At 54.0% G+C, this 26,128-nt stretch carries 28 protein-coding genes and 5 tRNA genes; 13 read left to right on the top strand and 20 right to left on the bottom strand.

What is annotated here, in order from left to right; all coding sequences use genetic code 11:
- Nucleotides 1-21: 21 nt before the first annotated feature.
- The 5 genes from GS12_RS09810 to GS12_RS09830 form a co-directional block, all read right to left on the bottom strand.
- Nucleotides 22-402 carry a lipoprotein gene (locus GS12_RS09810; RefSeq protein WP_034913971.1) on the bottom strand — a complete coding sequence of 127 codons (381 nt, stop codon included), beginning with the start codon at nt 400-402 and terminating at the stop codon, nt 22-24.
- Between the two features lie 129 nt (nt 403-531).
- Complete coding sequence (locus tag GS12_RS09815; protein ID WP_034946404.1) at nt 532-1,911, bottom strand: efflux transporter outer membrane subunit; 1,380 nt, start codon at nt 1,909-1,911, stop codon at nt 532-534.
- Complete coding sequence (locus GS12_RS09820; RefSeq protein WP_034946406.1) at nt 1,911-3,005, bottom strand: HlyD family secretion protein; 1,095 nt, start codon at nt 3,003-3,005, stop codon at nt 1,911-1,913. Before GS12_RS09820 ends, GS12_RS09815 begins: the two co-directional genes overlap by 1 nt.
- Entirely contained in the window at nt 3,002-4,702 is a 1,701-nt protein-coding gene (locus tag GS12_RS09825; protein ID WP_034946409.1) for an MFS transporter, read from the bottom strand. The genes GS12_RS09820 and GS12_RS09825 overlap by 4 nt, the downstream gene beginning before the upstream one ends.
- A 1-nt stretch (nt 4,703) precedes the next feature.
- On the bottom strand, nt 4,704-5,135 hold the full coding sequence (locus GS12_RS09830) for a MarR family winged helix-turn-helix transcriptional regulator (RefSeq protein WP_034946412.1): 432 nt from the start codon (nt 5,133-5,135) through the stop codon (nt 4,704-4,706).
- A 237-nt stretch (nt 5,136-5,372) separates the two neighbouring features.
- Here GS12_RS09830 and GS12_RS09835 point away from each other — a divergent pair, with 237 nt between their 5' ends.
- A complete protein-coding gene (locus GS12_RS09835) occupies nt 5,373-6,203 on the top strand; it encodes an AraC family transcriptional regulator (RefSeq protein WP_034946415.1) in 831 nt (276 codons plus the stop codon).
- Between the two features lie 51 nt (nt 6,204-6,254).
- Nucleotides 6,255-6,662, top strand: coding sequence for a DUF2000 domain-containing protein (locus tag GS12_RS09840; protein ID WP_034946419.1), 408 nt, complete (start codon nt 6,255-6,257; stop codon nt 6,660-6,662).
- Nucleotides 6,663-6,668: 6 nt separating this feature from the next.
- Here GS12_RS09840 and GS12_RS25130 read toward each other — a convergent pair whose 3' ends face one another.
- Nucleotides 6,669-6,794 (bottom strand): hypothetical protein, encoded by a 126-nt coding sequence (locus tag GS12_RS25130; RefSeq protein ID WP_255350081.1) that lies wholly within the window; start codon nt 6,792-6,794, stop codon nt 6,669-6,671.
- 110 nt (nt 6,795-6,904) lie between these two features.
- Here GS12_RS25130 and GS12_RS09845 point away from each other — a divergent pair, with 110 nt between their 5' ends.
- The 4 genes from GS12_RS09845 (at nt 6,905) to GS12_RS09855 (ending at nt 9,157) form a co-directional block, all read left to right on the top strand.
- Entirely contained in the window at nt 6,905-7,447 is a 543-nt protein-coding gene (locus GS12_RS09845) for a TetR/AcrR family transcriptional regulator (RefSeq protein ID WP_034946488.1), read from the top strand.
- Complete coding sequence (locus GS12_RS24945) at nt 7,444-8,019, top strand: MFS transporter (protein WP_235421125.1); 576 nt, start codon at nt 7,444-7,446, stop codon at nt 8,017-8,019. The genes GS12_RS09845 and GS12_RS24945 overlap by 4 nt, the downstream gene beginning before the upstream one ends.
- A gap of 4 nt (nt 8,020-8,023) precedes the next feature.
- The gene (locus GS12_RS24950) at nt 8,024-8,593 is read left to right on the top strand and encodes a hypothetical protein (RefSeq protein WP_235421126.1); all 570 of its coding nucleotides are present in this window, start codon (nt 8,024-8,026) and stop codon (nt 8,591-8,593) included.
- A gap of 237 nt (nt 8,594-8,830) precedes the next feature.
- A complete protein-coding gene (locus GS12_RS09855; protein ID WP_034946422.1) occupies nt 8,831-9,157 on the top strand; it encodes a hypothetical protein in 327 nt (108 codons plus the stop codon).
- A 910-nt stretch (nt 9,158-10,067) separates the two neighbouring features.
- On the opposite strand, the gene GS12_RS09860 is transcribed toward GS12_RS09855, so the two are convergent.
- The 6 genes from GS12_RS09860 to uvrY all read right to left on the bottom strand — a co-directional run bounded on the left by GS12_RS09860 (nt 10,068) and on the right by uvrY (nt 13,612).
- Nucleotides 10,068-10,154: transfer RNA gene (locus GS12_RS09860), tRNA-Leu, on the bottom strand.
- Nucleotides 10,155-10,165: 11 nt separating this feature from the next.
- Nucleotides 10,166-10,239 (bottom strand) — tRNA-Cys (locus GS12_RS09865).
- A gap of 40 nt (nt 10,240-10,279) precedes the next feature.
- Nucleotides 10,280-10,355: transfer RNA gene (locus tag GS12_RS09870), tRNA-Gly, on the bottom strand.
- A gap of 152 nt (nt 10,356-10,507) precedes the next feature.
- Nucleotides 10,508-11,056, bottom strand: coding sequence for a CDP-diacylglycerol--glycerol-3-phosphate 3-phosphatidyltransferase (pgsA, locus tag GS12_RS09875; protein ID WP_034913951.1), 549 nt, complete (start codon nt 11,054-11,056; stop codon nt 10,508-10,510).
- A 71-nt stretch (nt 11,057-11,127) separates the two neighbouring features.
- Nucleotides 11,128-12,960 carry an excinuclease ABC subunit UvrC gene (uvrC, locus tag GS12_RS09880; protein WP_034946425.1) on the bottom strand — a complete coding sequence of 611 codons (1,833 nt, stop codon included), beginning with the start codon at nt 12,958-12,960 and terminating at the stop codon, nt 11,128-11,130.
- Nucleotides 12,953-13,612: a UvrY/SirA/GacA family response regulator transcription factor gene (uvrY, locus tag GS12_RS09885; RefSeq protein ID WP_034913946.1), complete on the bottom strand. Its 660-nt coding sequence runs from the start codon at nt 13,610-13,612 to the stop codon at nt 12,953-12,955. Before uvrY ends, uvrC begins: the two co-directional genes overlap by 8 nt.
- A gap of 231 nt (nt 13,613-13,843) precedes the next feature.
- Between uvrY and GS12_RS09890 the strand changes: the two genes are divergently transcribed.
- A complete protein-coding gene (locus GS12_RS09890; RefSeq protein WP_034913944.1) occupies nt 13,844-14,068 on the top strand; it encodes a DUF2594 family protein in 225 nt (74 codons plus the stop codon).
- A 149-nt stretch (nt 14,069-14,217) separates the two neighbouring features.
- Here the strand turns inward: GS12_RS09890 and GS12_RS09895 are convergent, their stop codons facing one another.
- The 3 genes from GS12_RS09895 to GS12_RS09910 form a co-directional block, all read right to left on the bottom strand.
- Nucleotides 14,218-14,844 carry an acyl-homoserine-lactone synthase gene (locus GS12_RS09895; RefSeq protein ID WP_034913942.1) on the bottom strand — a complete coding sequence of 209 codons (627 nt, stop codon included), beginning with the start codon at nt 14,842-14,844 and terminating at the stop codon, nt 14,218-14,220.
- A gap of 129 nt (nt 14,845-14,973) precedes the next feature.
- Nucleotides 14,974-15,696, bottom strand: a complete 723-nt coding sequence (gene sdiA / locus GS12_RS09900; RefSeq protein WP_034946428.1) for a transcriptional regulator SdiA — start codon at nt 15,694-15,696, stop codon at nt 14,974-14,976.
- Nucleotides 15,697-16,787: 1,091 nt separating this feature from the next.
- The gene (locus tag GS12_RS09910) at nt 16,788-17,486 is read right to left on the bottom strand and encodes an extensin-like domain-containing protein (RefSeq protein ID WP_034946433.1); all 699 of its coding nucleotides are present in this window, start codon (nt 17,484-17,486) and stop codon (nt 16,788-16,790) included.
- Nucleotides 17,487-17,729: 243 nt separating this feature from the next.
- Here GS12_RS09910 and cycA point away from each other — a divergent pair, with 243 nt between their 5' ends.
- A complete protein-coding gene (gene cycA / locus GS12_RS09915; RefSeq protein WP_034946436.1) occupies nt 17,730-19,124 on the top strand; it encodes a D-serine/D-alanine/glycine transporter in 1,395 nt (464 codons plus the stop codon).
- A gap of 71 nt (nt 19,125-19,195) precedes the next feature.
- Here cycA and GS12_RS23310 read toward each other — a convergent pair whose 3' ends face one another.
- The gene (locus GS12_RS23310) at nt 19,196-19,375 is read right to left on the bottom strand and encodes a con-10 family general stress protein (RefSeq protein WP_072016872.1); all 180 of its coding nucleotides are present in this window, start codon (nt 19,373-19,375) and stop codon (nt 19,196-19,198) included.
- A gap of 493 nt (nt 19,376-19,868) precedes the next feature.
- On the opposite strand from GS12_RS23310, the gene wrbA reads away from it, so the two are divergent.
- From wrbA to GS12_RS09930, 3 genes are all read left to right on the top strand, one after another.
- Complete coding sequence (wrbA, locus tag GS12_RS09920) at nt 19,869-20,468, top strand: NAD(P)H:quinone oxidoreductase (protein WP_034913929.1); 600 nt, start codon at nt 19,869-19,871, stop codon at nt 20,466-20,468.
- An 18-nt stretch (nt 20,469-20,486) separates the two neighbouring features.
- Complete coding sequence (locus GS12_RS09925) at nt 20,487-20,717, top strand: YccJ family protein (RefSeq protein WP_034913927.1); 231 nt, start codon at nt 20,487-20,489, stop codon at nt 20,715-20,717.
- A 164-nt stretch (nt 20,718-20,881) separates the two neighbouring features.
- On the top strand, nt 20,882-22,252 hold the full coding sequence (locus tag GS12_RS09930) for an NAD-dependent succinate-semialdehyde dehydrogenase (protein ID WP_034946437.1): 1,371 nt from the start codon (nt 20,882-20,884) through the stop codon (nt 22,250-22,252).
- A gap of 65 nt (nt 22,253-22,317) precedes the next feature.
- Here the strand turns inward: GS12_RS09930 and agp are convergent, their stop codons facing one another.
- The 3 genes from agp to GS12_RS09945 all read right to left on the bottom strand — a co-directional run bounded on the left by agp (nt 22,318) and on the right by GS12_RS09945 (nt 24,525).
- Entirely contained in the window at nt 22,318-23,841 is a 1,524-nt protein-coding gene (gene agp, locus GS12_RS09935; RefSeq protein ID WP_034946490.1) for a bifunctional glucose-1-phosphatase/inositol phosphatase, read from the bottom strand.
- A 293-nt stretch (nt 23,842-24,134) separates the two neighbouring features.
- Nucleotides 24,135-24,222 (bottom strand) — tRNA-Ser (locus GS12_RS09940).
- A gap of 215 nt (nt 24,223-24,437) precedes the next feature.
- Nucleotides 24,438-24,525: transfer RNA gene (locus GS12_RS09945), tRNA-Ser, on the bottom strand.
- A gap of 218 nt (nt 24,526-24,743) precedes the next feature.
- Between GS12_RS09945 and yccA the strand changes: the two genes are divergently transcribed.
- Nucleotides 24,744-25,400, top strand: a complete 657-nt coding sequence (yccA, locus tag GS12_RS09950; protein ID WP_034913922.1) for an FtsH protease modulator YccA — start codon at nt 24,744-24,746, stop codon at nt 25,398-25,400.
- A gap of 100 nt (nt 25,401-25,500) precedes the next feature.
- Entirely contained in the window at nt 25,501-25,827 is a 327-nt protein-coding gene (locus tag GS12_RS09955) for a TusE/DsrC/DsvC family sulfur relay protein (RefSeq protein ID WP_034913919.1), read from the top strand.
- On the opposite strand, the gene yccX is transcribed toward GS12_RS09955, so the two are convergent.
- Nucleotides 25,824-26,102: an acylphosphatase gene (yccX, locus tag GS12_RS09960; protein ID WP_034913917.1), complete on the bottom strand. Its 279-nt coding sequence runs from the start codon at nt 26,100-26,102 to the stop codon at nt 25,824-25,826. The two genes, GS12_RS09955 and yccX, sit on opposite strands and share 4 nt — an antisense overlap.
- Between the last annotated feature and the right edge of the window lie 26 nt (nt 26,103-26,128).

The raw sequence follows: 26,128 nt of genomic DNA on the forward strand, positions 1-26,128 counted from the left end.
TTCTTTATGGCGTTCGATCGTTTAATTCACGCCCTGCGATGCTAACCGCAGTTGAATATCCTGATCGAGATTGGCGATCCAGCGATTGTAGTTACGATGGATTTGGCCGTTTTCAGCCAGCAAATTCTGACTGCTGACATAGTCAATCGCGTACTGCCCGGTGCCATAGGTGACGCGAATATCGGCACGGTGACCGCGCTGCATCAGGTGGCCGTTAATCACGCCCGGCCCTGCGGGCTGCATCACCCACTGACGCGCCAGGCCAGCTTCTGTAACGGCTTTCTTAATCTGCTCGCCGCTGTACTTTGCAGAAACGGTTTCTTTCACGTTTTTAACCGGCTCGGTGCGCGCGCAGCCCGCCAGCGCCATTATTGCTACGGCGCAACATAATAAGCGTTTCATCAAATTTTCCCTGTATTCGGGCTGACGCCCAGGAAATGCGGCGCCCGATTTTGTTCATCGTGAAGGCGCGCATAATAGCACTCGATGCTAAAAAGACGAAAGAATAAAGCGCAGGCAAAAGGAAACAACTTAAGGATTTTTCCAGCCGCCGCCCAGCGCGCGATAGAGATCGATTTGTGCCTGAAGCAGGTTGTTTTTGAGCTGTACCAGGTTTAACTGCGTACTGAACAGCGTTCGCTGCGCGTCCAGCTCGTCCAGGTAGGAGGCATAACCGTTTTGATAACGATTGCGCGCAATGCGCAGCGCTTCGCTCACCACCTCTTCCTGTTTTTGCAGCTCAACCAGCTGCTCCTGATAGCGCGAAATCGCATCCAGATCGTTGTTCACCTCGCTGAAGGCGTTGCGCACGGTTTTTTCATAGCCATAAAGCGCCTGATTGCGCGACGCCATCGCCACGTCAACCTGCGCCGTCAGCGCCTCGCGGTTGAGTAAGGGCGCCAGCACGCTGCCGCCGATGCTCCACAGGCGGAACGGATTATCCAGTAGCTGATGCAGGCTGGAACTTTGCAGCGTGCCGCTGGCGGTAAGGTTAAGCGACGGCAACAGCTTCGCGCGCGACGAAATCAGCGAGGCGTCGGCCGCCACCAGCGTTCTTTCGGCCTGAGCGATATCAGGACGGCGACGCAGCAGTTCCGACGGCAACAGTGAAGGCAGCGTCTGCGGCGCAACGCGGTCGAAACGGCGTGAACGGGCGATTTCACGTGGGTTCATGCCCGCCAGAATGCTGAGCGCGTTCTCCTGCTGAGCGATTTGATGTTTCAGCGCCGGGATCTGTCCTTTGGCGGTTTGATATTCTGATTCAGACTGCACCCATTCGAGCTTTGAGGTGTAGCCGGTTTCAAACTGGCGCTGCGCCAGACGCAGCGAGTCGGCACGCGTGGCCAGCGTGGCTTCGGTCACGCGTAGCTGCTCATCCAGCGCCACCAGCGTCATGTAGCCGGACGCGACCGAACTGGCGACCGTCAGCTCCGCCGCCGCCGCTGCGGCCTGCTGAGCGGCCAGCGAGCTTTCTGCGGCAGTAATGCTGCTGCGTCTTGAGCCCCAGAGATCGACATCGTAATTGCTCTGTAACAGCCCCTGGAACACGGCGGTTTCGTAAGGCTGGCCCGTCGCTGATGATAGCGAGCGCGAATGGGCGACGTTGACGCCCGCGTCGAGCGTGGGGAAATTATCGCCCTGCGCCGCGCGCAGTTCGGCACGGTACTGATCGACCCGTGAGCGGGCAGTGAGAATGTCCAGATTGTTACGCAGCGCCTGATCCACCAGTCGGTTTAAATCGGCATCGCCAAACGCCCGCCACCAGCCCATTTCTACCGGTGCCGACGGCCCGACCTGGCCGCGCCACTGTGCCGGGATCGGCAGCGCCTGCGGCGCTTTCTCAACGTGGGTCGCGCAGCCGACCAGCGTCGCGGTGCAGAGCGCGCTTAATAAAAAATTGCGATAGCGCATTACTTTTTCTCCCGGTTTTGCGGCTCTGCCGCCGTATCAATATTCACCTCCACCGACATGCCGGGACGCAGGCGCGCCGCATGGTCGCTGGTGATGTTGATACGCACCGGAATGCGCTGGGCGATTTTGACGAAGTTGCCGGTGGCGTTGTCCGGCGATATGGCGCTGAACTCTGAACCCGCCGCAGGCGAAATGTATTCGACGACGCCCTGATACTGTTCGCCATCCAGCGCATCGACCGTAAAGGTGACAGGCAGGCCGGGCCGGATACGCGCCATCTGCGTCTCTTTCATGTTAGCGACCACCCACAGCTGATCCGGCACCAGCGAGGTGAGACGTGTGCCCGCCGTCACATAAGCGCCCTGCCGCACGGCGATCTGCCCCAGTTGACCGTCGCGCGGCGCGATGATTTTGGTATTGTTGAGATCGATTTGCGCCAGCTCCAGCGAGGCCTGCTCGTTCGCGACGTCCGCCTCAAGCGAAGCCTGATTGACCACCGAGGTTTGCAGATCCTGACGTGAAACTTCCAGCGTGGCTTTCGCCTGCTGCACGTCGGCGTCGGTCTGGCTGTGGCTGGCGCGAGACGCGTCGCGCTCGCGGATCGACAGCGAACCGTCTGAGACAAGATTTTCCACGCGTTTCAGATCCAGGCCGCTTTTCACCGCCTGCGCTTTAGCATTATCAAGCGCGGCCTTGTTGCGCTCAATCACCGCCGCCGCGCTGCGTCGCTGCTGAATGTTGTTCGCCAGCGCGGCCTTTTTCATCGCCACCTGCGCCTGCGCCTGGTGAACGCGCTGCTTATAAATGCGATCGTCAATGGTCATCAGCACGTCGCCTTTGTGCACCGGCTGATAGTCCAGCGCATTGACCGCCGTTACATAGCCGCTAACCTGCGGGCTGATAAAGGTCACCTGACCGCGCACGTAGGCGTTTTCAGTAGATTGCGTCTGGCTGGTGAACGGCGGCAGCTGCCATGCGTACAAAATGACCAGTACGCCGACAACGGCGATCCCTGCACCGAACGCGATCGATAAAATGCGCAGTTTGTTGGTTCGTTCGCGTTCTGAAATCTGGCTTTGCTCCTGCTGGCTCATTGTTTCTCCATACTGAGTGAAGTAGTCGTTTGTTGCATTGCACGCCGTTCCGCTTCCGCCTCGCGTTTTGCCTGCTGCCAGTTAAGGTAGCGCAGCCGCGAAAGACGCCACAAAACCCAAATCAGGGTCACAAAGGCCATGCCGGCGGTAAGCATGTAGGTATCGTTCCATGCCAGCACGTTGGCCTGTAAGGTTGCCGCCGACTGAAGCTGTGCCGAGCCCTGGGCGCTGCGCAGCGTGCCGTCATCAAGAAAAGTAGCGTATAAGTTGGTGTACTGCGTCAGCCGCTCGGTGACAAACGGATTGAGGTATGAAAGCTGGTCGCCAAGCAGGCTGGAGTGATATTTTTCGCGCCAGATCTGAAAGGTGCCCAGCAGCGCCGAGCCCATCAGACCGCCCAGGTTCTGGCTCATGCCGAACAGCACCACCAGACTCACCAGGTTTTTTGGCTGCGTCACCACGCTGCCGATGTTCAGCAGCAGGGCGGGCGCAATAAAGAAGGTGCTGCTGAAACCGAGCAGAAACTGGCTGAAGTACATGTTGTTGGCGCGCGTCAGCGGGCTGGACTGCGAATCCATCAGCGACGCAATCATAATCAGCACCAGCGACACCACGATGGGCCAGCTGAGATGCTTAACGTTGATGGTCAGCGCGCTTACCACGATGCCGGTCGCCACGCCCGCCAGGATTGCCAGCGCCAGCCCCTGCATCTGATCGTTAAGCAGGCCGATTTGTTGCAGATAGCCAATCGCGCCGGTGTTCTGCTCCGCCAGGGTGACGCGCAGCATGATCATCACGATGCCAAAACGAAAAATCGCCCCGGTACGCAGCCAGCGCGTGTTGATCAGCGGATTGCTGCGGTTGTGTTCAAGCACCACCGCAGCCACGATCAGTACCAGCCCCAGCGCCAGGCAGACGCCCAGCCACGGCGTACTCGTCCACCATTCGATACGCCCCAGCGACAGCACGCCGCAGAGCAAGGCCATGCCCGGCGCCATCAGGAAAAAGGTCAGAAAGTCTTTTTTCTCAAAGACTTTAATGCGGTCGCCCGGCGGCAGCTTCAACACCAGCACTGCGCCAAGGCAGATCATCGCTAAACCGAGCTCAAACAGATAGAGCCCGCGCCACTGCTCAAGCTGAAGCAGCTCGGAGGAAAACAGACGCGCCAGCGGAATGGCCAGCTGTGACGAGCACATGCCGATGGTCAGCGCCTTTAAACGATGCTTCGCCGGCCACGCCTGAATCTGATAGTAGATGCCGAGCGAGCTGAGCGCCGCTCCCACCATGCCATGCGCGGCACGCACCGCAATCGCTGAACTGAGATCGTTCACCAACAGGTGAAAGAACGACACCAGCACGTAGAGCACCAGAAAAGCTTCGGTGAATACGCGCAGGCCAAACTGCTGGCGAAACTTCACCAGCAGCAGGTTAATTGAGATGTTGCCCATTACGTAAACCGCGGGCAGCCAGGCGATTTCGTTGCTGTATGCGCCGAAAACGCCCTGAAGATTGGTCAGATTAGCGGTCACCAGCGCGTTGCTCAGCGCGCCGGTGATGGCGATCAGCAGGCCGATAATGCCAAAAGCGATGCGCCTGGGCGTCGGATGCAGCGGCGTCGAGGGCGAACCGGGCAACATGGGCTTCTCACCCGGCGCCCATTCGCGCGGTGCAAAGGGATCGGGCCTGTCTGCACGCATGCTATTTCGCCTCGGTCGCAGTCAACAGACGTTGCAGCACGCGCTGGGTGATCGCCAGTTCCTGGGGATGAATATCTGCCAGCAGCTCGCGTCGCAGACTGTCCGCTTCAATTTTTAACGTGTCGTAGAGCGCGTTGCCCTGCGGGGTGACGTGCAGCAGCCGCTTACGACGGTCATCGCCCGGCTGAACCCGCACCACCAGTTCCTGCCTGACCAGACGATCGATAAGCGGTACCACGCTGGCATCCTCAAGCCCCAGCGCCTGCGCCAGCTCTTTCTGCGTTAAGGGGGTTTCCTGAACGGCAAGCGTGGCGACGGCCATCCAGCTACTCATGCTGAGGCCGTTGTCCTTAACACGACGATCGATCGCCTGACGCCAGGCATGCGCGGTAAGGTGCAGCAGCCGGGAAAAGTTGAGTTCGGAAGCATTCAAAATGTAGAGACCTGATAATTAGAACTCTAACGAAGTAGAGCCGCTGATTATAATCAATGTTAAGGGTAATTGTGAAGGTGGCCTCAGGCTCGTCGCGACAGCGCAGTCGCGCCTCCATTCCCGATTAAATCTAGCAGAACATCCACGGATTGCAGGGGTAAAGGCGCTTCATGGGTTGCTCATCACGGCGATTCCGGATTACCTTACGGGTTTAGCCCTGATGCGAGAACAGCACGTATGGATCAGCCCACCTGGCTGGAGCTTTCCAGAGATGCAGATATGCCAATTGAAGCCATCCGGGCGCACTTTACCGGACACGCTTACGATCCGCACTGGCACGACAGCTATCTGATTGGCGTCACCGAACAGGGCGTGCAGCAGTTCCACTCACGCCGCAAACAGCACCGCAGCCGCCCCGGCACCGTGTTTATGCTGGAGCCGGGCGAGCTGCATGACGGCGACGCGGTCGACGAGCAGGGCTTTACCTATCGTATGCTCTATCTGGATCCCGCTTTCGTTCGCCAGCAGCTTCTCGATCAGTTCACTGACGCGCCGCAAAGCGTTGAGCTGCTGTTTGCCCGCACGCTTTCCGGCGATGTCGGGCTTGCCCGCGCCACGTTCGACGCGTTTCAAATGCTCCACGACGGTGAAGGAAAAATGGTCAGAGAGGCCGCGCTGGAGCAACTTTTTTCCGCGCTGACGCGCCATTCGTACTGGCGGAAACCGCAACGGATTTATCATGACAACCCTCTGGCGCATCAGGCTCGGGCCTTTATGCAGGATCGCCTTGCCGACAATATCGGGCTGAGCGATATGGCGGTCGCGTTGGGGGTCGATCGCTTTCGACTTTCGCGCGAATTTCAGGCCGCGTTTGGTCTGCCGCCTCACGCATGGCTTACCCAACTGCGGTTAACCCACGCGCGTCGCCTGTTGGCTGCGGGCATTGCGCCCGCCGACGTGGCCGCACGGTCAGGTTTCGCCGATCAAAGTCATCTGGGACGCTGGTTTCGTCGCGCTTATCAATTGACGCCCGCCCGCTATCAACGCTGCACAAATCTTCCAGACTGAAGCGACATACAACGCTACCCTGCACTTTTCACCTGCATGGAGAAGAGTCAGATGAGCGATTTACGCTGTGTTGTCATCCTTAATTCAGATTTGCCCGCCGGTAAGGCCGCCAATGCGGCAGCGGTGATTTCATTGACGTTGGGCCAGCGTCATCCGCATTTTGTTGGCCCGGAACTGGTCGATGGCAATGGTTCTGTCTGGCCGGGACTGATCCCGGTCGGCATTCCGGTGTTAACTGCCAGCAATGACCAGCTACGATCGCTGGTTGAGGCGTGCCGCGAACAACAGTTTGACGTGATTTTGTTTCCTGTTGAAGGACAGATGACCGTCGACTATGCGGCGTTCAGTCAGGCGGTCAGTGAGATCCCCGAGGCGCAACTGCATCATCTGGGCATTGGTATTACCGGTGAAAAAAAAGCGCTGCGCAAGCTGACGGCGAAGCTGAAGTTATTCGGTTAATTCCGGTTATCTGCACTGGCCGGTAACGCTGTCGATCCCGTTCGGGCAGACGTCGCTGGACGGAATAAACGCCCCCATTCCGGAGCAGCCGGAGACAATCAGGCAGGCCAGTAAAACCATTAGCGTCTTCATATTTACCTCCCACGATGACTGAGTGAGGTGAAAGATAGACGTTAATGTCTTTTAAAACCACTCTTAACAACAAACTTGCCAAAGTAAAACGATCGGTTTACTTTTTAAGGATGAATAAAAAACATGACATCATCCGGGCCGCCGAGCGGCTGTTTTATACCAACGGCTTCCACGCCACCAGCACCGACAGGATTTGCAGCGAAGCGAAGGTCTCCACCCGCACGCTCTATCGCTACTTCCCCTCGCGGGAAGCGCTGACCGAAGCGGTAATGGACGAGCGCAAAGCCCGTTTCTTTGCGGCGCTGCACGCGCCCGACCACCCGAAGGCTATCCCTCATCTCTTTACCACCTTCGACCAGTGGATGCAGGAGCACGGTGCGCTGGGGTGCTTCTTTCTGAAAGTGTGGGGCGAATATGCGCAGCAGGATCTGCGGCTGTCGGCGCTGGCGCTCGATTATCGCTACGCGATGCGTGACTACATCGCGGCCTGCGTCTCTCATGCCTGCGGCGAACCAAACGGCGCCCTTGCCGATGCCGTATGGATTCTGTTTGAAGGCGCGATTACCTCGGCGTTACTTATTGGCGCAGAGGCAGCCAGCCGCGCCGGTGAAGCCGCGACCCTGCTTATTGCAGCAAATAAGAGGTGCCCGTGAAAGCGTCCGCCGCGCTCGGGGTAACCGGTTTCTCACTGATTGCCGTCACCTATGGCATGGCCAGATTTTCATGGGGGTTGATGCTGCCAGAGGTTGCCCACGATATTCCTTTCAGTTCCCGGCTGGCTGGCGTGCTAACCGCCTGTAGTTTTGCAGCCTATTGTGTTTCCATTATTGCGGCATCGCTGCTGGCGCAGCGCATCGGCCCGCGATTGCCTGCCGTCGTCGCCGCGCTTTGTGCCGCGGTTGGTCTGCTGCTGCTGGCCTTGTCCTCTTCCCCATTGATGCTGGCGAACGGACTGTTTATCGCAGGTCTGAGTGCCGGACTTGCCTCGCCCGCGCTGGCCGATGCGGTAAGCCTGATGATCGATATAAAACGGCAGCCGCAGGTGAACACCATTATCAACGCCGGTACCAGCGCCGGGATTATTTTCTCGGTGCCGATACTTCTGTTTATGCCCGGCGGCTGGCGCGCAGCCTGCCTTCTCTTCGCTGTTATCGCACTGATCTGTGTTATCCCCACGCTGCGCTATCTGCCCGCCGGGCGCCCGGCACGCGGCACGCGGCACTGAGAAAGTGAGCTGGCGGGCAACGCTGCTGCAAAAATCCATTGCGCGGCTGGGGACAACGGCCTTTATCAGCGGCATGGCCAGTGCGGCCTGGTGGAGCTTCGGCCCGGATGTGCTGCGCCAGCATATCAACGTTAACGATACGCTCACCAGCGCGCTATGGCTGGTAAGCGGCGGCGCGGGCATTGTCGGCGCGCTAACCGGGCCCGTCGCGTCGCGTACTGGCCTGATACAGATTTACCGGCTTTCTCAACTGTGTATGGCAGCGCCACTGTTACTCCTTGCGCTGAGCCATCACTTCTCCTGGTGGCTGTTTCCTGCCGTTGCGTTATGCGGGGCCGGTTATGTCACCCTGTCAGGCGTCCTGTTGGTTTGCGGCGCGTCCGCCACCGCAAATGCGCCCGCGGCTGGCGTCGCTACCGCTTTCTTTATGCTGGCAGCGGGACAAATCGCGGGTTCGGTGATTTTTGGCGTGATCTATGACGCCGCAGGCGCAGGTGCGGCGTTGATGATGTTTTCGGCGCTTCCGCTGCTGATGACGTTTTTCCCGCCGGGCATCGGCGGGCATTCGCGCTGACAGCCATTTCTGCCTCAGGAGATTATTAAAGGCGAAAACCGACAGGATGATTTACTTCACAAATTTTTTAGTCTGTGGTGAATGTAAAAGCAGCAAATTGCGAGCCCGCTCGCAACGGGTTATTTCTGCGAGGTTTTAACCGGAAAACCTCGCAAAAACGCTATTGCACACCGCGATGTGTTGAGGTATGAATTGTCAGAGAGCCGGAGGGCTCCTGGAACAAAATAGGGATATACGATGAAAAGATTATCGCGTTTCAGCGCGCTCACCACTCTCTTTGGCAACGGCTCTCGCTATATAGTGCAATACGTCTGGCGGAGGGTAAAAGAGTTGATTCATTCACTTTTCCACAGTGAACATCCCCAGCATAAAAAACATCGCAACTTTATTACAGTCATGCTGAGCTTATACACATTCCAGCAAATAGTGGCTGTAAGTAGTGTTAAAACATCGAATTTGATTTGTTACCCTACTGATTTTATTATTCTTTTCTTCATGTTGATTGGCATTTTATCGTTCTACCGCGGGGTGTTTCGCTTTATTGACTGGTATAACGGTAACTGATATCCAAAAGGGTCAACCCGCAGGCCCTTTTACCCACAAGCACTTATTATAGCCAGTCCGGCTCATCTTCTCTGCGCATGCAACCTGACGCTTTTGCCAGTCGGACACCCATTACGTGCTTAATCGTGGCTGAGCGCTTCTCAGGCATATCTATTACGCTATATCACTGTATGCTGGGTGTTCTCATCTCTGATGAGCTGAGATTTTGGATTACCCTTGTAAATTATTTCCCGTGTAACGCGGGATTTTTTAGAGATGAATTGAATTCCGAACATGTCAGATGCTCCTACCATCTGGCAAGTGAGAAGAAGCCCGCCCTGGTGGTGGGCTTTTTTTCGTCTGTGGCAGGTATAATTGCAAAAAAACCTGAAAATACGCGGGCAGAATCGGCTTACCGCCCGTTTTTTTTCGGCGGAAAGGCAAATTCAGACTACGTCGTTTCAAATTTTTCACTCTTACATAATTCTTACACTCTGATTTTGCATGGCCGACTACACTACTTCTCCTACGCGCACTGATGAATGCGCGTGAGTGTAGTGTTAAGCACAATAATTTTGCCGGCCGTACCGGCCGGTTTTTTTGTGCATCGAACTCAAGTATTTAATTTTGCAGGCCGATAACATCATTACCTGAGGTCGTATTTTCAGGATAATACTAAGAATACACACAGCACTTTTTCTGCTCAGCCCGCACATTGCGGGCTTTTTTTTGCCTTAAGGCGCCTGATAAGCGGATGAGCGCGGCACGCGGCCAGGGCGAAATCACCCTCGAGCCTGTTGCAGGTGGTCAGAAAAAGAACGGATAATATTAGGAAAGGGTATTAGGAAAGGCAGGTTTCAGACGCAAAAAAACCACCTTACGGCGGTATCAACATTGCTCATATTGCTTTGTTTTTATTGAGTATTCGGCGTGGTGCCCGGGGCGGGACTTGAACCCGCACAGCCATAAAGCCGAGGGATTTTAAATCCCTTGTGTCTACCGATTTCACCACCCGGGCAGGGTATAAAGTGGAGGCGCGTCCCGGAGTCGAACCGAGGTTGACGGATTTGCAATCCGCTGCATGGCCACTCTGCCAACGCGCCGTAACTGCTTCGCTGCCAGGCAACGCCTGAGAGCCAAATCTGGAGCGGGAAACGAGACTCGAACTCGCGACCCCGACCTTGGCAAGGTCGTGCTCTACCAACTGAGCTATTCCCGCCTTTATCAACGAACCTGAATGAACAGAAGCTGCTGATTTACTTTATCTTCTGGCAAACTCACTGCCTTTCGATGCGTTGCATTCTACTGACCTGGTCGAACGAGTCAATAAAATAATCCTCACTTTCTGTCCGTTTGCTGCTTTTTACGGCGTCATCCTTCAAACAGGTCGCCGCGTGCTGCATTGAGATACTGGAACATTGACCAGAAGGTGAGCACCGCGGCGATATAGAACGCCACCACGCCAATACCGATTACCATCGTGTCATAGCGCCAGAGCAGCGCCACCAGCGACAGCATCTGCGCGGTGGTTTTCACTTTACCAATCCAGGAAACCGCCACGCTGCTGCGCTTGCCTATTTCCGCCATCCACTCCCGCAATGCAGAAATGATAATCTCGCGGGCAATCATCGTTGCCGCCGGCAGCGTGATCCACCAGGAATGAAAATACTCCGCCACCAGCACCAGCGCGATCGCCACCATCACCTTGTCAGCTACCGGGTCGAGGAAAGCGCCAAAGCGCGTCGTTTGCTTCAGGCGGCGCGCCAGATAGCCATCGAACCAGTCGGTAATAGCTGCGACAATAAAAATGAGCGCGCACGCCAGGGGAGCCCACTGAAAAGGCAGATAAAACGCCAGAACAAAGAAGGGGATCAGCACGACACGAAACAGTGTAAGCAACGTCGGAATATTAAGATGCATAGATACGCTAACTGTCTGGGCAGGGTAGAATTTGTCCTTATGTTCCTACATTGCCCGAAGGGTTGCAATGCTTAGTGTTTCAGCGAATGGAAGATTTTCTCTGCCAGCGCATGGGATATTCCCGGAACGCTGGCAATTTCATCCACCGAGGCGTTCATCAACGGTTGCAGGCCGCCCATGTATTTTAGCAGCTGCTGGCGCCTTTTTGGCCCGATCCCCTCAATTGATTCCAGCGCGCTGGTGTTCTTCGCTTTCGCGCGTTTATTGCGATGCCCGGTAATTGCATGATTGTGAGAGTCGTCACGAATATGCTGAATGACATGCAGCGCTGGCGAATCAGGCGGCAGGGAGAAACCCTCACCTTCCGGTTCAAAGAACAGCGTCTCCAGTCCGGCTTTACGGTCGGTGCCTTTAGCAATGCCGAGTAAAATGGGATGTGACTTATCCCACTCGACATTCAGTTCGGCAAATACTTTTTTCGCCTGACCGAGCTGCCCTTTTCCGCCATCAATCAGGATCACATCCGGAATTTTGCTCTCTTCCAGCGCTTTACCATAGCGGCGACGCAGCACCTGATTCATCGCCGCATAGTCATCACCCGGCGTAATACCGGTGATGTTATAGCGGCGATACTCCGCGCGCAGCGGGCCATTACTGTCAAACACCACGCAGGAAGCAACGGTCTGCTCCCCCATCGTATGGCTGATATCAAAGCACTCCATGCGTTTGATGTTGGGCAGCTTCAGTACGCCAGCCAGCGCAGTAAGCCGCTGATGAATAGTTGATTGCTGAGAAAGCCTGCTGGTGAGCGCCGTGCTGGCGTTAGTGCGCGCGAGTTTCAGGTAGCGCGCGCGGTCGCCGCGTGGATTGCTTTGAATGGAGACGCGACGTCCGGCGAGTTCGGTCAACGAATCCGCCAGCAGCGTTTTTTCCGGCAGCGCAAAGTCCAGCAGTATATCGGATGGCAGCGTGCGAGCCTGGCTTCCCTGGAGATAAAACTGGCCGACAAAGGTTTGCACCACCTCCGACAATTCGGTATCTCCCGGCACTTTTGGGAAATAGCTGCGGCTGCCCAGCACCTTGCCCTGGCGAATAAAAAGCACATGCAGGCAGGCCATGCCCGCGTCATAGGCAACGCCAATCACGTCCAGATCGTCGCCATTGTTCGATACAAACTGCTTTTCCGTGACGCGGCGCACCGCCTGAATCTGATCGCGCAACCGCGCCGCTTCTTCAAAACGCATCTCACGACTGGCCGCTTCCATCATTCCAACCAGTTGATTCAACACCTGATCGTCTTTGCCGGAAAGAAACAGGCGTACCCACGCCACCTGCTGCGCATACTCTTCCTCCGAGACCAGCCCGGCGACGCACGGCCCAAGGCAGCGTCCGATCTGGTATTGCAGACACGGACGCGAACGGTTGCGGTAGACGCTGTTTTCACACTGGCGGATCGGAAAAATTTTCTGCAACAGCGACAGGGTTTCACGCACGGCGTAACCGTTGGGAAACGGGCCAAAATACTCGCCCTTGGCATGTTTTGCACCACGATGGCTGGCCAGCCGTGGATGGGTGTCGCCGCTGAGAAATATATAAGGATAGGATTTGTCGTCGCGCAGCAGTACGTTGTAGCGCGGCTGATAAAGCTTGATGTAGTTGTGTTCAAGCAGCAGAGCTTCCGTTTCGGTATGCGTCACGGTGACATCAATCTGCCGGATACTCGCGACCAGCGCTTCGGTTTTTCGGCTGCCCGGATTGACCCGGAAATAGCTGGAAAGCCGCTTTTTGAGATCTTTTGCTTTGCCCACATAGATAACCGTGCCGCCCGCATCGTACATACGGTAGACGCCCGGCTGGCTGGTTACAGATTTCAGGAAGGATGGCGCATCAAATACATCATTCACTACTGATTAACGACTCCGGATTGAACAGGCCGTGGCGGATGGCAAGGTGCGTTAATTCAACGTCACCGCTGATATTAAGCTTGCTGAACATACGATAGCGGTAGCTGTTGACGGTTTTTGGGCTCAGGTTGAGGTGTTCGGAAATTTCCGCCACTTTCTGGCCCCGGGTGATCATCAGCATAATCTGTAATTCACGTTCCGACAAACTCCCGAAAGGCGAATCGGTTTTCTGCGGTTCTATCTGGCTGAGCGCCATCTGCTGAGCAATATCAGAAGCGATATAGCGCTGACCGGCGTTAACGGATCGAATGGCGCTGACTACCTCCTGCGGCGCGGCGCCTTTACTGAGGTAGCCGGCAGCGCCGGCCTGCATGACGCGCGCAGGCAGGGGATTTTCGGTATGAATGGTGAGCATGATGATTTTGATGTCGGGGCGGTAGCGCACAATTTTTCGCGTTGCTTCGAGTCCGCCGATCCCCGGCATATTCATATCCATCAGCACCACATCGACGCTGTTTGAGCGACACCACTTTACCGCATCTTCACCGCAGCTTGCCTCTCCCGCAACGTGAAAGCCTTTAATGTCTTCCAGTATACGGCGGATCCCGGCGCGAACGAGTTCATGGTCATCAACAAGAAGAACGCTAATCAAACCGGTGTCTCCAGATGAGTAATGCCATACACATTTGGGCATTTTTCAGGTCAGAGATCTTACCTCTTTTTGCGGGTGGGTTGAACATAAAATTAGTTTGCGCGGCGGCATCGCGTCATTATCATACAGGTTACCGATTTATGTGATGATTATGTGATATACTTGTTATTAATCAACGTTATCAGCCGCATTTTGCGCTGGTGAAATGATAGTGACTGATAAGGAGTAACTATGAGCAATACTGACTTTTCAACCAGTGAAGAGACAAAAACCCTGGCCGAAGAGATGGCATGTATGAAGGCGCTGGTCACATTTATGCTGAAAGGAATGGGCCAGGCCGATGCAGGTAAGGTGATAATTAATATGGAAAAATATATTAATCAGCTCACCGATCGCCGTCAGGCCGACGTATTTACTGATACGATCGGGCAGATTAAAGAAGCCTATCGCAAATAGTTTTCCGTGTCCGATGAGGCCCGTGGATCGCGCCTCAACGAGCCAGAGTGATAACTTTTCAGACCGGCCGTGACAACAGGTTTACCCCTTAAGGCGCTACCCGGGTGGCGGCCGCCTGAGTATTGATTTTTACAGGCCAGACGGCGCGCCTAACGCGTTTTATTCCAGTTAGCAGAGACGCCCAGCGAAGGTAGCACTTCCGCCGGACTGAAACGCCGTGCACCGTGGAATTTAGCAGCCAGGTGAGGCTGCTCAACCGGAATGCTGATGGCAAACAGATTATCCTCCGACTGGATAACACCGGCAGACAACGGCGCATAAACCACGTTGTTTTCTGCAAACATCTGTTCCAGCATGGGCGTGGCGGCGCTGTACAGATATTTTACGCCGGACTGTTCTGCCAACTGCACGCTGTGCCATAAAATACTCAAAGGTAGCGTGGCATCGATATCAAGCCTGGCGGAGAAACGTGACATCTCCCAGATCGGTAACGCATGCGGAAGCGCCGGTTTTTCTCCCGCCTCCTCCAGCACCTCTCCCTCCGGCCTGTGCCACTCAATCAAACGCGCGCAGCCACAGATGCCATGCTGGGCATTCCATGCGATTATCCAGGTTACATCCGAGCGATCAAAGCGATCGTATTCCTGGCCCGGCGTACTGAGCCGCGAAGGTATCGACCATCCCTCTTCCCGCGCATACACGCTGTAACGATAGCTGCCCAGTTCAGCCAGTAAAGAGGAAGGCATATCCTTCAGCTTTGTTTGAATGATTTTCATTATAATTCCTCTCCCGCATTCCTTCGTGAATGCCGCTCCTGACGGCTTGAGCAGGGGCTGCAACCCCGGCGCAGGGTAGACAACCAATTAGCAATACGAAACTACTAAATTTAGTAGTTGCTGCGCTGTTCAGAGTAGTCCGATTGCCGCAGCATAGGTGGCTACCTGGGTTCTGTTTGTCGCATTAAATCGCTTTTGCATATTTTTTTGGTGAAAATTAACGGTATGTTCAGAGATGGAGAGGATCAACGATATTTCCACAGAGGTTTTACCTTCTGCCGTCCATTTAAGTATTTCCAGCTCACGCTGACTTAATTCCATGTCCAGAACCGCTACCGATATATCATTCACCCGCTGTAATGCTTCAAGCATCGCCACCATCAGGTGCTGTATCTTTAGCTGCTTTTCTTCTGTCAACCCACTGTTATCAAATGTTTTTTCCGAAGCGACCGATAAAATACACAGGACACGATTTTTAGTCATGGATGAGCAGGAAAAACCCGAATGAATTCCATGTTTTTTTGCTGCTTCAAACACACCCTGCCCTTCACTAACAAGGTCATCATTCCATAACAATATTTTCCCGGGCATCAGACAATGCCGGATTACGGGATCTTTTTCCGCAAACTTTTCTTTCTGATAAATCCGAACCCATTTTTTAGGATAATTACTGTATATGAAAATCCTCGGCCGGGTAAAAGGTATGGGATGACGAATATACAGAGCATAATATTCAAACCCCAGCATTTGGATCTGCTGTTCAATAAGATAAATTACATCAGCGCCATTTTGAGCATGATGAAAACTGAACCGCATTTCATTGCGCCAACTGAAATAATCTTCAGCAGTCATTAACGCCTCATCGAAATGGCAGACTTTCCCTTATCCGACAGGTCAGGGCTTCTCCGCAAAACAAAATTCCACTTCCGTAACAGTTAATTACAGACGCTAAGGTGAGACGGAAAATAAAGCGGCTTCCGTCGCTTCCGGCTTCGCAAAAAAATGTATCATCAACTCAGCCCGGCGCAATGTTCGCGTTAACAGACAATTATTCCTGTGCTCCCTGTCTGTAACCACCTGCCTCTGAGCAGCTCTCTTAATGCAACAAGAATAGGATTTTTCCTGGAAATATTCAATATTTTTGACATTATTTCACACCTGATATGGTCTAAATTTTTTGAGCCAGTTAATCAATTTTTTTCATCTAAAAAGAAATTTGGCTTAGATCAATGAGTAACCCATTAATAGCTATATCAATAAAATCCTTTTGTCCAATTTGGCTTTATCAAATGCATTAATTTTAAGAGAGTATCACTAAATTGAGGTTAATCATTCAGAGCAGAACAGCCATTCGTGAAGGTGTTGACAGCCCGAATCCCGGCAGACCTGAGGTATTCGCCACTGTCAGCAATGTCTGCGTATCGTTGATTTTACATGTCGCCTCATCGCGCTATCAGCGCCATTAAAGAAAAATTTTTGGTCTCAATAAAAGCGAAGCGAACGTTTTGCACTCTGTTCATAAGGCTTTTACACGCTCAATTCTTCCCCCTGGCGTTAACTGCGCGGCTTGTACAGAGCCTCCCTGGCTACGCTATATTTTTACAGATTCATGCGCTCATGATTATAACAATGGCTGGCTCTGGCACGCTGCAAATCGGGTTCCGGTTTTAAGACCGCGCATATATTTAGTATAAAATACAGTGAGGCTGCTGAACACGGTTTTCAATGTCGACACACGCAATTAAATCAAATTTTTCTCTCTGCTTTTTTTAATGCTGGCGTTTTCCGGGCTTGTTAACCTGGCGATTGCGATTTTATTCAGGACAGAGTGGCCCGCTTGCTCACCGGCGGGCGTTTTATGCTGGAAAAAACAGTTTTTTCCCTATTAGCCGCTGACTCAGGTGCCAACAGGCGGCCTGTTATTTGAAACCCTGCTGAATGCCTTATCGACAAATACCAAAACCTTGCATACCAAGGTGAAAATGACCGGCATGCGCAGCGTTATAATCAGGCCCCAGCGCATTACCGTAATAGCGACAGCTTTGTTGAAATATCTGTTTGAGCCAGGGCGAGGCGGCATTTGTCGCAGCCCAGGCACCCGCGACGCTGATACGTCTGCCGTTGTTCAGTTGAAATGCCGTGACGTCCAGCGCATCGGCCGTGGCATGCTCACTCAGCCTGCCCTGCGCGCGGTGGTAAATATTACGACAGGCGTAGCTCCCCACATGATCGATACGCGCTAACGGCGAGCCCATTTCGCTTGCCGCCAACGGTTTAACCACCTGCGTGACATACATCGCTGAACTCAATGCTAACGGACAACTTGCCAGGAAACTGGTGCTCAGGCGTACTTCGCCAAAGCTGACCACCCGCACGGGCGATGAAAGCGGGCAGTTGCCGTCTACAGAGCCGGCTTCTGTAAAGCGAATAGCGCCTGCTTTCTGCGCGCGTTGCAATACCGCAATGCAGGCAGCCGGATCGCCAGAAAGCCGCTTAAGTTTGTATCGTGTAATAAATGAAGGCGCGTCGGTTACATTGAGCGGCAGGAAGGGATTCCAGGCTGCGGGCAAATAGCGTTGCAGCACCGGCGTAATGGCTACGCCAAAGAGGATCAGAACGCCAATCGTTATCAAAAATTTCATCTGTGATGGATCTCCCTCCAGGCGGCTGATTCAAAAAGCTTAGCGGTGTTTTTGCGCAATCGAGCCGGTTCTACCTAACTTTACCTGTATCCGCTCTACATTTGCGTTAAGCTTTGCGCCTGAAAAACGCGTTGAGCGGCAAGTCGCGGGAACTGACTCCCGTCTTCGCTCACTGCCTTTAATCTCATTAAATAAAAGCCTTCAGAGCTTAAACAACATCACGTAAAGGACGGATAACTCGTAATGGTTGACCAGTTAAATAAAACGCCTTTGGCGGAGGAGAAGCCGGAGGAGCTTCGGCGAAACCTGCACAATCGTCACATCCAGCTCATTGCTATCGGCGGCGCTATTGGCACCGGCCTGTTTATGGGTTCAGGGAAGACCATCAGTCTGGCCGGCCCTTCAATCATATTTGTCTATATGATTATCGGCTTTATGCTGTTTTTCGTTATGCGCGCCATGGGCGAGCTGCTGCTTTCAAACCTGGAATATAAATCATTCAGCGACTTTGCCGCCGACCTGCTGGGACCCTGGGCAGGCTACTTTACCGGCTGGACCTACTGGTTTTGTTGGGTGGTGACCGGCATTGCCGACGTGGTTGCCATCAGCGCCTATTTTCAGCTCTGGTTTCCCGACTTTTCCATCTGGATGAGCGCCCTGCTCTGCGTCGTCGTTTTCCTGACGCTGAATATCGCGACGGTGAAATTATTTGGCGAAATGGAGTTCTGGTTCGCCATCATCAAAATCATCGCCATTATCGCGCTGATTGCGGTGGGTATTGTCCTGGTTGCCATGCATTTCCCTTCGCCCGGCGGTGGTACCGCTGCGCTGAGTAATATCTGGAGTCATGGCGGGATGTTCCCCAAAGGCCTGAGCGGCTTTTTTGCGGGCTTTCAGATAGCGGTATTCGCCTTTGTCGGTATCGAACTGGTCGGCACCGCAGCCGCAGAAACGCACGATCCGAAAACCGTGTTGCCGCGTGCCATTAACGCGATACCGCTACGCATTATTATGTTTTACGTTCTGTCGCTGCTGGTGATTATGGCGGTAACGCCGTGGGACCAGGTTGTCGCCGATCGCAGTCCGTTCGTTGAGATGTTTGTATTGATCGGTCTGCCCGCTGCCGCCAGTATCGTCAACTTTGTGGTGCTGACTTCAGCGGCTTCATCTGCCAACAGCGGTATTTTTTCAACCAGCCGTATGCTGTATGGTCTGGCGCAACAGGGCGTGGCGCATCGCCGTTTTGGTCTTTTGTCAGGGCGCGCAGTGCCCACAACCGGCCTGTTTTTCTCCTGTTTTTGTCTGCTTGCCGGCGTGGCGCTGATCTATCTGATCCCCAACGTGATGACGGTGTTTACGCTGGTCACCACCGTGTCGGCCATACTCTTTATGTTTGTATGGACGATCATTCTTTTCTCCTACCTGGCGTGGCGGAAGCAGCGCCCGCAGCAGCACATAGAGTCCACCTACAAAATGCCGGCTGGAATAATTATGTGCTGGGTTTGCATAGCTTTTTTTGCTTTTGTGCTGGTGTTGTTGACGCTACAAGAGGATACACGACAGGCGCTGATGGTTACGCCGCTATGGTTTGTAATGCTGAGTATTGGCTGGTGGCTGCGAAAGCGTAAAAAAGGATAACCGAAGCCGTTCGGCGACGGGATGACGTTATATCAGCGTCCCGTCGCCGCCGGATAAAAATACGTTCAGCGTTATTCTGCGGTCTCCCGATTTCCACGGCTGTTGCGTCCCCCTTTCACTCCGGCTTCTGAAGCCCGTTGAGGATCGTTTTTGAAGTTCCCCCCGCTGACTTTGCCACCTTTACGTCCCGCTTCTGACGCTCTTTTTCGGTCTTCAGCGAAATTTCCAGATCCACCACGATGTTCTGCCATTTCTCACCTCCAAATCGTTAAACGGTTAAGTGCCAATAGGTATCACTGAGTTTACCTGCGTTCGCGTTCAGAATTTTATTTCCCTGACGCATTGTTAAGCATAGATGACTGAGATAAAGCGCGCGTAATTTAATCTATCACGCGTAAAAACGCTGTTTTTTTAGTGGTAATGATTTTTTTAACCTGCTGTTAAGACTCTTTTTTTGTTGGGTATGAAACACCTGGCCACAGCGCAGACACGGCAGAGTCACACCGATCTTCTATACTTAATCAGTGAAACATTCATCAACCACAATGATAAGGAGCGTGCTATGGCTGAATCAGAAAAGCGTCCAATCGCGAAGGATGACCCGCGGAATGCGCCTGAATCAGGTGATAAAATGCCCTCTGATAATTCGCAAAAGTCCCCAAAAAAATCGTAACTGAACGGCTGTGCACGCAGGTGCCAGCCGTTTTTGCGTATATTTAAAACCTATTTTCAAGGAGAGAGACGGTGGCACGAATTTTAGTTCTTTATTACTCCATGTACGGCCATATCGAGACAATGGCGCAGGCCGTGGCCGAAGGCGCAAAAGGCGTTGAGGGCGTAGACGTCACCATTAAACGCGTCCCGGAAACAATGGACGCCGAACGATTTGCCCAGGTGGGCGGCAAAACCGATCAGTCGGCGGAGATTGCGACCACGGAAGAGCTGCCGCAGTACGATGCGATCATAATCGGTACACCAACCCGCTTCGGTAACATGGCAGGACAGATGCGTACTTTTCTCGATCGCACCGGCGGGCTCTGGGCTTCCGGCGCGCTGCAAGGGAAACTGGCCAGCGTATTTTCTTCTACCGGCACCGGTGGCGGTCAGGAGCATACCATCTCTTCCACCTGGACCACCCTCGCCCATCACGGCATGGTGATTGTGCCCATTGGCTACGGTGCAAAAGAGCTTTTTGATATTTCGCAGGTGCGCGGCGGCACGCCCTATGGTGCGACCACGCTTGCAGGGGGCGATGGTTCCCGGCAGCCCAGCGAGGCCGAATTAAATATTGCCCGTTATCAGGGACAACTGGTCGCTGGTCTGGCCGTTAAACTCAATGGATAAACTCATCAGGAGAATATTATGGCAACGCAACAATCTAAAGAGCATCGTGTAGGAGAGTGGGCAAGCCTGCGCGCAACGTCCCCGGAAATTGCTGAGGCCATTTTTGAAGTGGCGGATTATGATGAAAAGCTTGCCGAAGAAATTTGGGAGCAACAGGGCAGCGATGATGTGCTGATCCGCGCCTTTGAAAAAACGGACGCCAACGAGCTGACCTGGGACAACAAGGTCGTCGAACGTAAAAACGTTTAATTGTCCGGATTAAAATAAGGCGGGTCTACCCGCCTTTTTTCTTTTTATGCATACAGATAATTCTCCTTTCAACATAGTTACGTTGAGTAATCAGCGCTCCTTTTACTACGCTTACCCACGTCAAAGCCCACAACCGGGCAGAAAACAGTGAAAGGAGCGCAACAATGTCTTACCAGACCATTAATCCCGCCAGTAATAAACTGATCAAGTCCTGGCCCGCACACAGCGCTCAACAGGTTGGGCAGGCATTAACCGCTGCTGATAATCTTTTCCATTCGGCGTGGTCGAAAGGCCCGATACAGCCACGCCTTCAGGTTCTGAAGAAGATGGCCGACCTGATCGACAGCCGGGTTGAAGAGCTGGCGAAAGTTGCCAGCACCGAAATGGGTAAACTGATTGCCCAGAGCCGCAGCGAAGTGAAGCTGTGCGCGCAGATCGCCCGCTACTATGCGGAAAACGCCGGGCGCTTCCTGGCCCCGACAAAATATCCCACCGATCTGGGCGAAGCCTGGGTTGAGAATCATCCGATTGGCGTGCTGGTGGCCGTCGAACCGTGGAATTTCCCGTACTACCAGCTCATGCGTGTGCTGGCGCCAAATCTGGCGGCGGGCAACCCGGTGCTGGCGAAGCATGCAGCTAACGTCCCACACTGCGCAACGCTGTTTGAAGCGCTGGTAAAAGAAGCGGGCGCGCCGGAGGGGGCATGGACAAACCTGTTCGTCAGTAACGAGCAAATTGCTGACCTGATCGCAGACGATCGCGTCAAAGGCGCGGCCCTGACCGGCTCAGAGCGTGCCGGGAGCGCCGTCGCGCAGCAGGCAGGAAAATACCTGAAAAAAACCACGCTGGAACTGGGCGGTAACGATGTCTTTATGGTGCTGGACGATTGCGATCTCGATAAAGCCGTTGCGGCTGGCGTCGGCGCGCGCCTGAGCAACTGTGGACAGGTCTGCACCGCAGCGAAACGCTTTATTATTCATGAAAAAGTGGCCGATGCCTTTCTGGAAAAATTCACCCAGGCATTTCGTGAAGTAAAAATCGGCGATCCCCTGGATGAAAGCACGACGCTCGGCCCGCTCTCTTCCGCTTCCGCGCGCGATACGCTGGTTAAACAGGTGGATGAAGCCGTTGCCAGGGGCGCGAAACTGCATCTCGGCGGAAAAGCCGTTGCGGGCGAAGGTTGCTTTTACGAACCCACTATTTTAACCGGCATCACTCACGATAATCCGGCATGGTTTGAAGAGTTCTTTGGCCCGGTAGCGCAGGTCTACGTAGTCAAAAATGATGATGACGCGGTGGCGCTGGCTAACGACTCACATTACGGCCTGGGCGGTGCGGTCTTCACCAATAACATTGAACGCGGTAAAACGCTCGCTTCCCGTATCGAAACCGGCATGGTTTATATCAACTCCGCCAGCAACACTGCGGCAGAACTGCCTTTCGGCGGCGTGAAACGTTCCGGGTACGGACGGGAGCTTTCTGATTTAGGCATTAAGGAATTTGTTAACCAGAAGCTGGTGGTTGTCAGCCAGTAAAGGTTTATCGGAAACATAAAAAAGCCGACGTATTCGTCGGCTTTTTCTTTTTCATCTGCGCCTCATCAGGATGATTTCTGCGCTGCCTGCGGCTGAGCGGTTTTATTCTTTTCAGCGTCCGCTTTGTCTTTTGCAGCCTTGTCGGCATCCGCTTTCTCTTTGGCTGCTTTATCTGCTGCCGCTTTGTCAGCAGCGGCTTTATCAGCAGGGGCAGGCTCGGCGCTTTTCACTGCGTCGGCTGGCGCTGCATCGCCTGCGGGCGCTTTTGCCGCGTTGTCCTTCTGCTCTGTCGCCTCTTTCGCTGCTGGTTTAACGCTTTCAGCAACGTTAGCCGCCATTGGCGTGCCTTCAATCGCTTTGTTCAGCACCTGAGTAAACTGATCCCAGGAACAGAAACCGTTCGCATCGGTGGGGCAGCCGTTCATTTGTAGCGTGACGCGTTTTGGCGGCGTCTCCAGCGACAGCGGTGTGGCATCGCGCAACTGATCGCTGCTCTGGTAAACATATTCAACCTTCACCAGTTCTTTATCATTTTTCTTATCGTGCCAGCGCTGAAACTGGATCATGCCGCCAATAGGCGTCCGCTCATTTTGATCCGGCAGCGTATAAGATTTGAAATCCAGCGCGGTCAGCAACGAGGCGATGTTTGAATCATGCCCGACCATCAGCGTCACTTTCGGCGCAGCGGCCTGATCTTCATCAACCAGCATGCTGCGGATATAGTCAACCAGCGGCGCTGCGACGTTACGCGCAACCTCTGGCGAGGTAAACAGCGTGTCCTGATAGGCATTTTTAATCGTCGACAGCTCTTTCCACTGTTCCGGGGTTTTGATTTGCCCCCACGCCACCTGATCCAGCGGCATGCCTTCATAATATTGCAACGTGAAGGCGTCAACCAGCGAGTTGCCCACCTTTAACGGCCCGGAAACGCCAGGCTCTTTGCCATTTTCTGCGCTGAATTGATTCTGTTTTTCACCAGACAGATCGCACTGCTTTTTGCCCTCGCATGCGGCGGCGCTCTTATAGTCGATAATCTTTTCCAGACGCTGGAAAGCAGGCTTCAGCGACTGCTTCTCGTCGGCGCTGTTCATAGCGGTCAGCGCTTTTTTGTTGAATTCTTCACTGCCGTCCGTCACGACCGGATTGAATACCGGATCCATTTCGCCCATCGCATCCTGATGCGTGACAGGCACGTCGCAGCCCGGGAAGGCGCCGGTAATAAAGAACTGCGCGGTTGCGACGGTGCGTTGCAGGCTGTTAGCGTAAGCGTAAACAGTATCGCTGCCCGGGCATTCGCCATCTTTGACCAGCCCCTGTTGGGCCAGCCATTCGCGCGTATAACGCCCCATATAGACTTCAAGCACGCCGCCTTTGGTGGTCAGTTGACCGCCCGGCACATCCCATTTCGGCCAGGCTTTTTTTGTTGACTGCGCCAGCACGCTCCCGTTATCAGCCAGCGGCGCGCGTAGGTTGTGGCGGCTCATCATTAAAACCTGCTCAAGCTGGTAATCACCCTCGGCGGCTGAGGCTGAAACCCCGGTAAGCGCCGAGCAAACCGCTAACGCGCAGAGACTAAGCTTTTTAATCATGTTTTTTTCCGTCGTTTATAGGTAAATGATCCGTGCGTGTGGAGCGTGCTGTTAAGAGGATAAGACAGCAACAAACTTCATAATACTCGTAACGCTATTCCAGAGAAAACGGACCCGCTGCCCGTCATAGTGAGAATATAGCAGAGTATCGCTTTTACCGTTCTGACGCATCAGGAGATTGAAAAGGAAAGGGATATTTTAGGAGTGATTAACAATCCTGCGGGCGGCGGGCCGCGCTGAGTGAAAGCCGGAAAGCAAAACGGGCCGGCAATTTGCCGACCCGTTAAATGTGCTGGCGGAGGAGGAGAGATTCGAACTCTCGAACGGTTTCCCGTCGCCGGTTTTCAAGACCGGTGCCTTCAGCCACTCGGCCACCCCTCCGCACTTTTATCAGCAACAGGACGGTTTAACGCGTCAGGCAACTGATGGCGCGCAGTATAAAGTAACACGACAGCTTTGCCAAGCACGATTTTGCTTACTTTGTTGAATTTATGCGCTTTTATATGATTTTTTACAGCAAGGCATGTATGGAGAGAATGTTGGATTAATTGCAGAAAGCAAAACGGGCCAGCACGCTGCTGACCCGTTAAATTTGATGGCGGAGGAGGAGAGATTCGAACTCTCGAACGGTTTCCCGTCGCCGGTTTTCAAGACCGGTGCCTTCAGCCACTCGGCCACCCCTCCGCAATGAGGCGCACTATAAACAATCCACCCCAATCATGTAAAGCAAGTTTTGTCTCAACCGCCTGAAAAAACGTCAACTCTGTTTCATTTGGCGCTATTTTCACCACACGGAGCAAGGAAGCGGCAACCTGCGGCGTAAAGAAGGGTAAAACGCCTTCCCCTCCCGCGCTCCGCTCCTTATTCTCAACGCTGATTTAATGACCCTGAGAGGCATTTATATGGATCGCATTGTTACTGGCGCACGCGAGCGCTCGTTAATCTCTACGCACAAGGTTTTGCGCAATACCTACTTCCTGCTGGGCCTGACGCTGGCGTTTTCTGCCGTAACGGCAACGCTGAGCACCGTCTTTGCTCTGCCCGCTCCCGGCCTGCTGCTGATGCTTGCCGGTTTTTACGGATTGATGTTTCTGACCTATCGCCTGGCTGACAGTCCGGCAGGCATTCTTGCTGCTTTCGCCTTCACCGGTTTTCTGGGCTACAGCCTGGGCCCGATGCTGAACGCGCTGCTGTCTGCGGGCATGGGCGACGTCATCGGGCTGGCGCTGGGCGGCACCGCGCTGGTGTTCTTCTGCTGCTCGGCCTACGTGCTGACGACCCGTAAAGACATGTCTTTCCTCGGCGGCATGATGATGGCCGGTTTTGTGGTGCTGCTGGTCGCGGTGGTGGCTAACCTGTTCTTACACATACCTGCGCTGCATCTGGCGATCAGCGTGATGTTCGTGCTGTTCTCTTCCGGTGCGATCCTGTGGGAAACCAGCAACATTATCCACGGCGGCGAAACCAACTACATTCGTGCTACGGTCAGCCTGTACGTCTCCCTTTATAATATATTTGTCAGCCTGCTAAGCATCTTCGGTCTGTCACGTAATAACTGATTGCCTCAGCAAAACATAAAGCCCCGCCATGCGGGGCTTTGTTTTTTGCAGCAGGAAATTTTGATAAACTTGCGGATGATTTCAATGCAGGAGAAAGACGGTGTTATTTGACGGTAAGCGTATCGAGCGCGATGCGCAGGGTTATCTGAAATCCATCAATGACTGGCATGAGGCGCTGGCGCCGCTGCTGGCAGAAGAGGAAGGCATTACGCTAACCGATGCTCACTGGGAAGTTGTGCATTTCGTTCGTGCGTTCTATCTGGAGTTCAATACCTCGCCTGCGGTAAGAATGCTGGTCAAGGCGATGGCGCAAAAGTACGGCGAAGAAAAAGGGAACAGCCGTTACCTGTTCCGCCTGTTCCCTGAGGGGCCGGCAAAACAGGCAACGAAAATTGCCGGCCTGCCAAAACCGGCAAAGTGCCTCTAGCGCGTGGTGAAACCCGCGTGCTCATCGCGCGGCTGATGCGGTTCACACAACACCTTATCTACCCGCGCGCTGCGTGGCCCGCCTGCTTTTAACCACGCAATGAGCGCTTCTACCTGCTCTGCTTCGCCGCACGCCAGCACCTCGACGCTACCGTCATCAAGGTTTTTTGCGTAGCCCTTCACTCCCAGCGATTTTGCTTCATGCTGCGTGCTGTAGCGAAATCCAACGCCCTGAACAAGGCCGTGCACCCAGGCACGCGTACATACAGTTGTCATACACTCCTCCGGCAGAGACGTAGTTT

This window comes from Erwinia oleae (genome assembly GCF_000770305.1).
Lineage (GTDB): Bacteria > Pseudomonadota > Gammaproteobacteria > Enterobacterales > Enterobacteriaceae > Erwinia > Erwinia oleae.

What these genes read in the sequence shown, in the direction of transcription:
- GS12_RS09835 (WP_034946415.1), top strand. Translation starts at nt 5,373, where the DNA reads ATGGATCAGCCCACCTGGCTGGAGCTTTCCAGAGATGCAGATATGCCA.
- GS12_RS09890 (WP_034913944.1), top strand. Translation starts at nt 13,844, where the DNA reads ATGAGCAATACTGACTTTTCAACCAGTGAAGAGACAAAAACCCTGGCC.
- GS12_RS09845 (WP_034946488.1), top strand. Translation starts at nt 6,905, where the DNA reads ATGAATAAAAAACATGACATCATCCGGGCCGCCGAGCGGCTGTTTTAT.
- GS12_RS23310 (WP_072016872.1), bottom strand. Translation starts at nt 19,375, where the DNA reads ATGGCAGAACATCGTGGTGGATCTGGAAATTTCGCTGAAGACCGAAAA.
- GS12_RS09910 (WP_034946433.1), bottom strand. Translation starts at nt 17,486, where the DNA reads ATGAAATTTTTGATAACGATTGGCGTTCTGATCCTCTTTGGCGTAGCC.
- GS12_RS09815 (WP_034946404.1), bottom strand. Translation starts at nt 1,911, where the DNA reads ATGCGCTATCGCAATTTTTTATTAAGCGCGCTCTGCACCGCGACGCTG.
- cycA (WP_034946436.1), top strand. Translation starts at nt 17,730, where the DNA reads ATGGTTGACCAGTTAAATAAAACGCCTTTGGCGGAGGAGAAGCCGGAG.
- GS12_RS09855 (WP_034946422.1), top strand. Translation starts at nt 8,831, where the DNA reads ATGAAAAGATTATCGCGTTTCAGCGCGCTCACCACTCTCTTTGGCAAC.
- GS12_RS09810 (WP_034913971.1), bottom strand. Translation starts at nt 402, where the DNA reads ATGAAACGCTTATTATGTTGCGCCGTAGCAATAATGGCGCTGGCGGGC.
- agp (WP_034946490.1), bottom strand. Translation starts at nt 23,841, where the DNA reads ATGATTAAAAAGCTTAGTCTCTGCGCGTTAGCGGTTTGCTCGGCGCTT.
- GS12_RS09820 (WP_034946406.1), bottom strand. Translation starts at nt 3,005, where the DNA reads ATGAGCCAGCAGGAGCAAAGCCAGATTTCAGAACGCGAACGAACCAAC.
- yccA (WP_034913922.1), top strand. Translation starts at nt 24,744, where the DNA reads ATGGATCGCATTGTTACTGGCGCACGCGAGCGCTCGTTAATCTCTACG.
- GS12_RS25130 (WP_255350081.1), bottom strand. Translation starts at nt 6,794, where the DNA reads ATGAAGACGCTAATGGTTTTACTGGCCTGCCTGATTGTCTCCGGCTGC.
- GS12_RS09925 (WP_034913927.1), top strand. Translation starts at nt 20,487, where the DNA reads ATGGCAACGCAACAATCTAAAGAGCATCGTGTAGGAGAGTGGGCAAGC.
- sdiA (WP_034946428.1), bottom strand. Translation starts at nt 15,696, where the DNA reads ATGACTGCTGAAGATTATTTCAGTTGGCGCAATGAAATGCGGTTCAGT.
- GS12_RS09930 (WP_034946437.1), top strand. Translation starts at nt 20,882, where the DNA reads ATGTCTTACCAGACCATTAATCCCGCCAGTAATAAACTGATCAAGTCC.
- GS12_RS09895 (WP_034913942.1), bottom strand. Translation starts at nt 14,844, where the DNA reads ATGAAAATCATTCAAACAAAGCTGAAGGATATGCCTTCCTCTTTACTG.
- GS12_RS09840 (WP_034946419.1), top strand. Translation starts at nt 6,255, where the DNA reads ATGAGCGATTTACGCTGTGTTGTCATCCTTAATTCAGATTTGCCCGCC.
- yccX (WP_034913917.1), bottom strand. Translation starts at nt 26,102, where the DNA reads ATGACAACTGTATGTACGCGTGCCTGGGTGCACGGCCTTGTTCAGGGC.
- pgsA (WP_034913951.1), bottom strand. Translation starts at nt 11,056, where the DNA reads ATGCATCTTAATATTCCGACGTTGCTTACACTGTTTCGTGTCGTGCTG.
- GS12_RS09825 (WP_034946409.1), bottom strand. Translation starts at nt 4,702, where the DNA reads ATGCGTGCAGACAGGCCCGATCCCTTTGCACCGCGCGAATGGGCGCCG.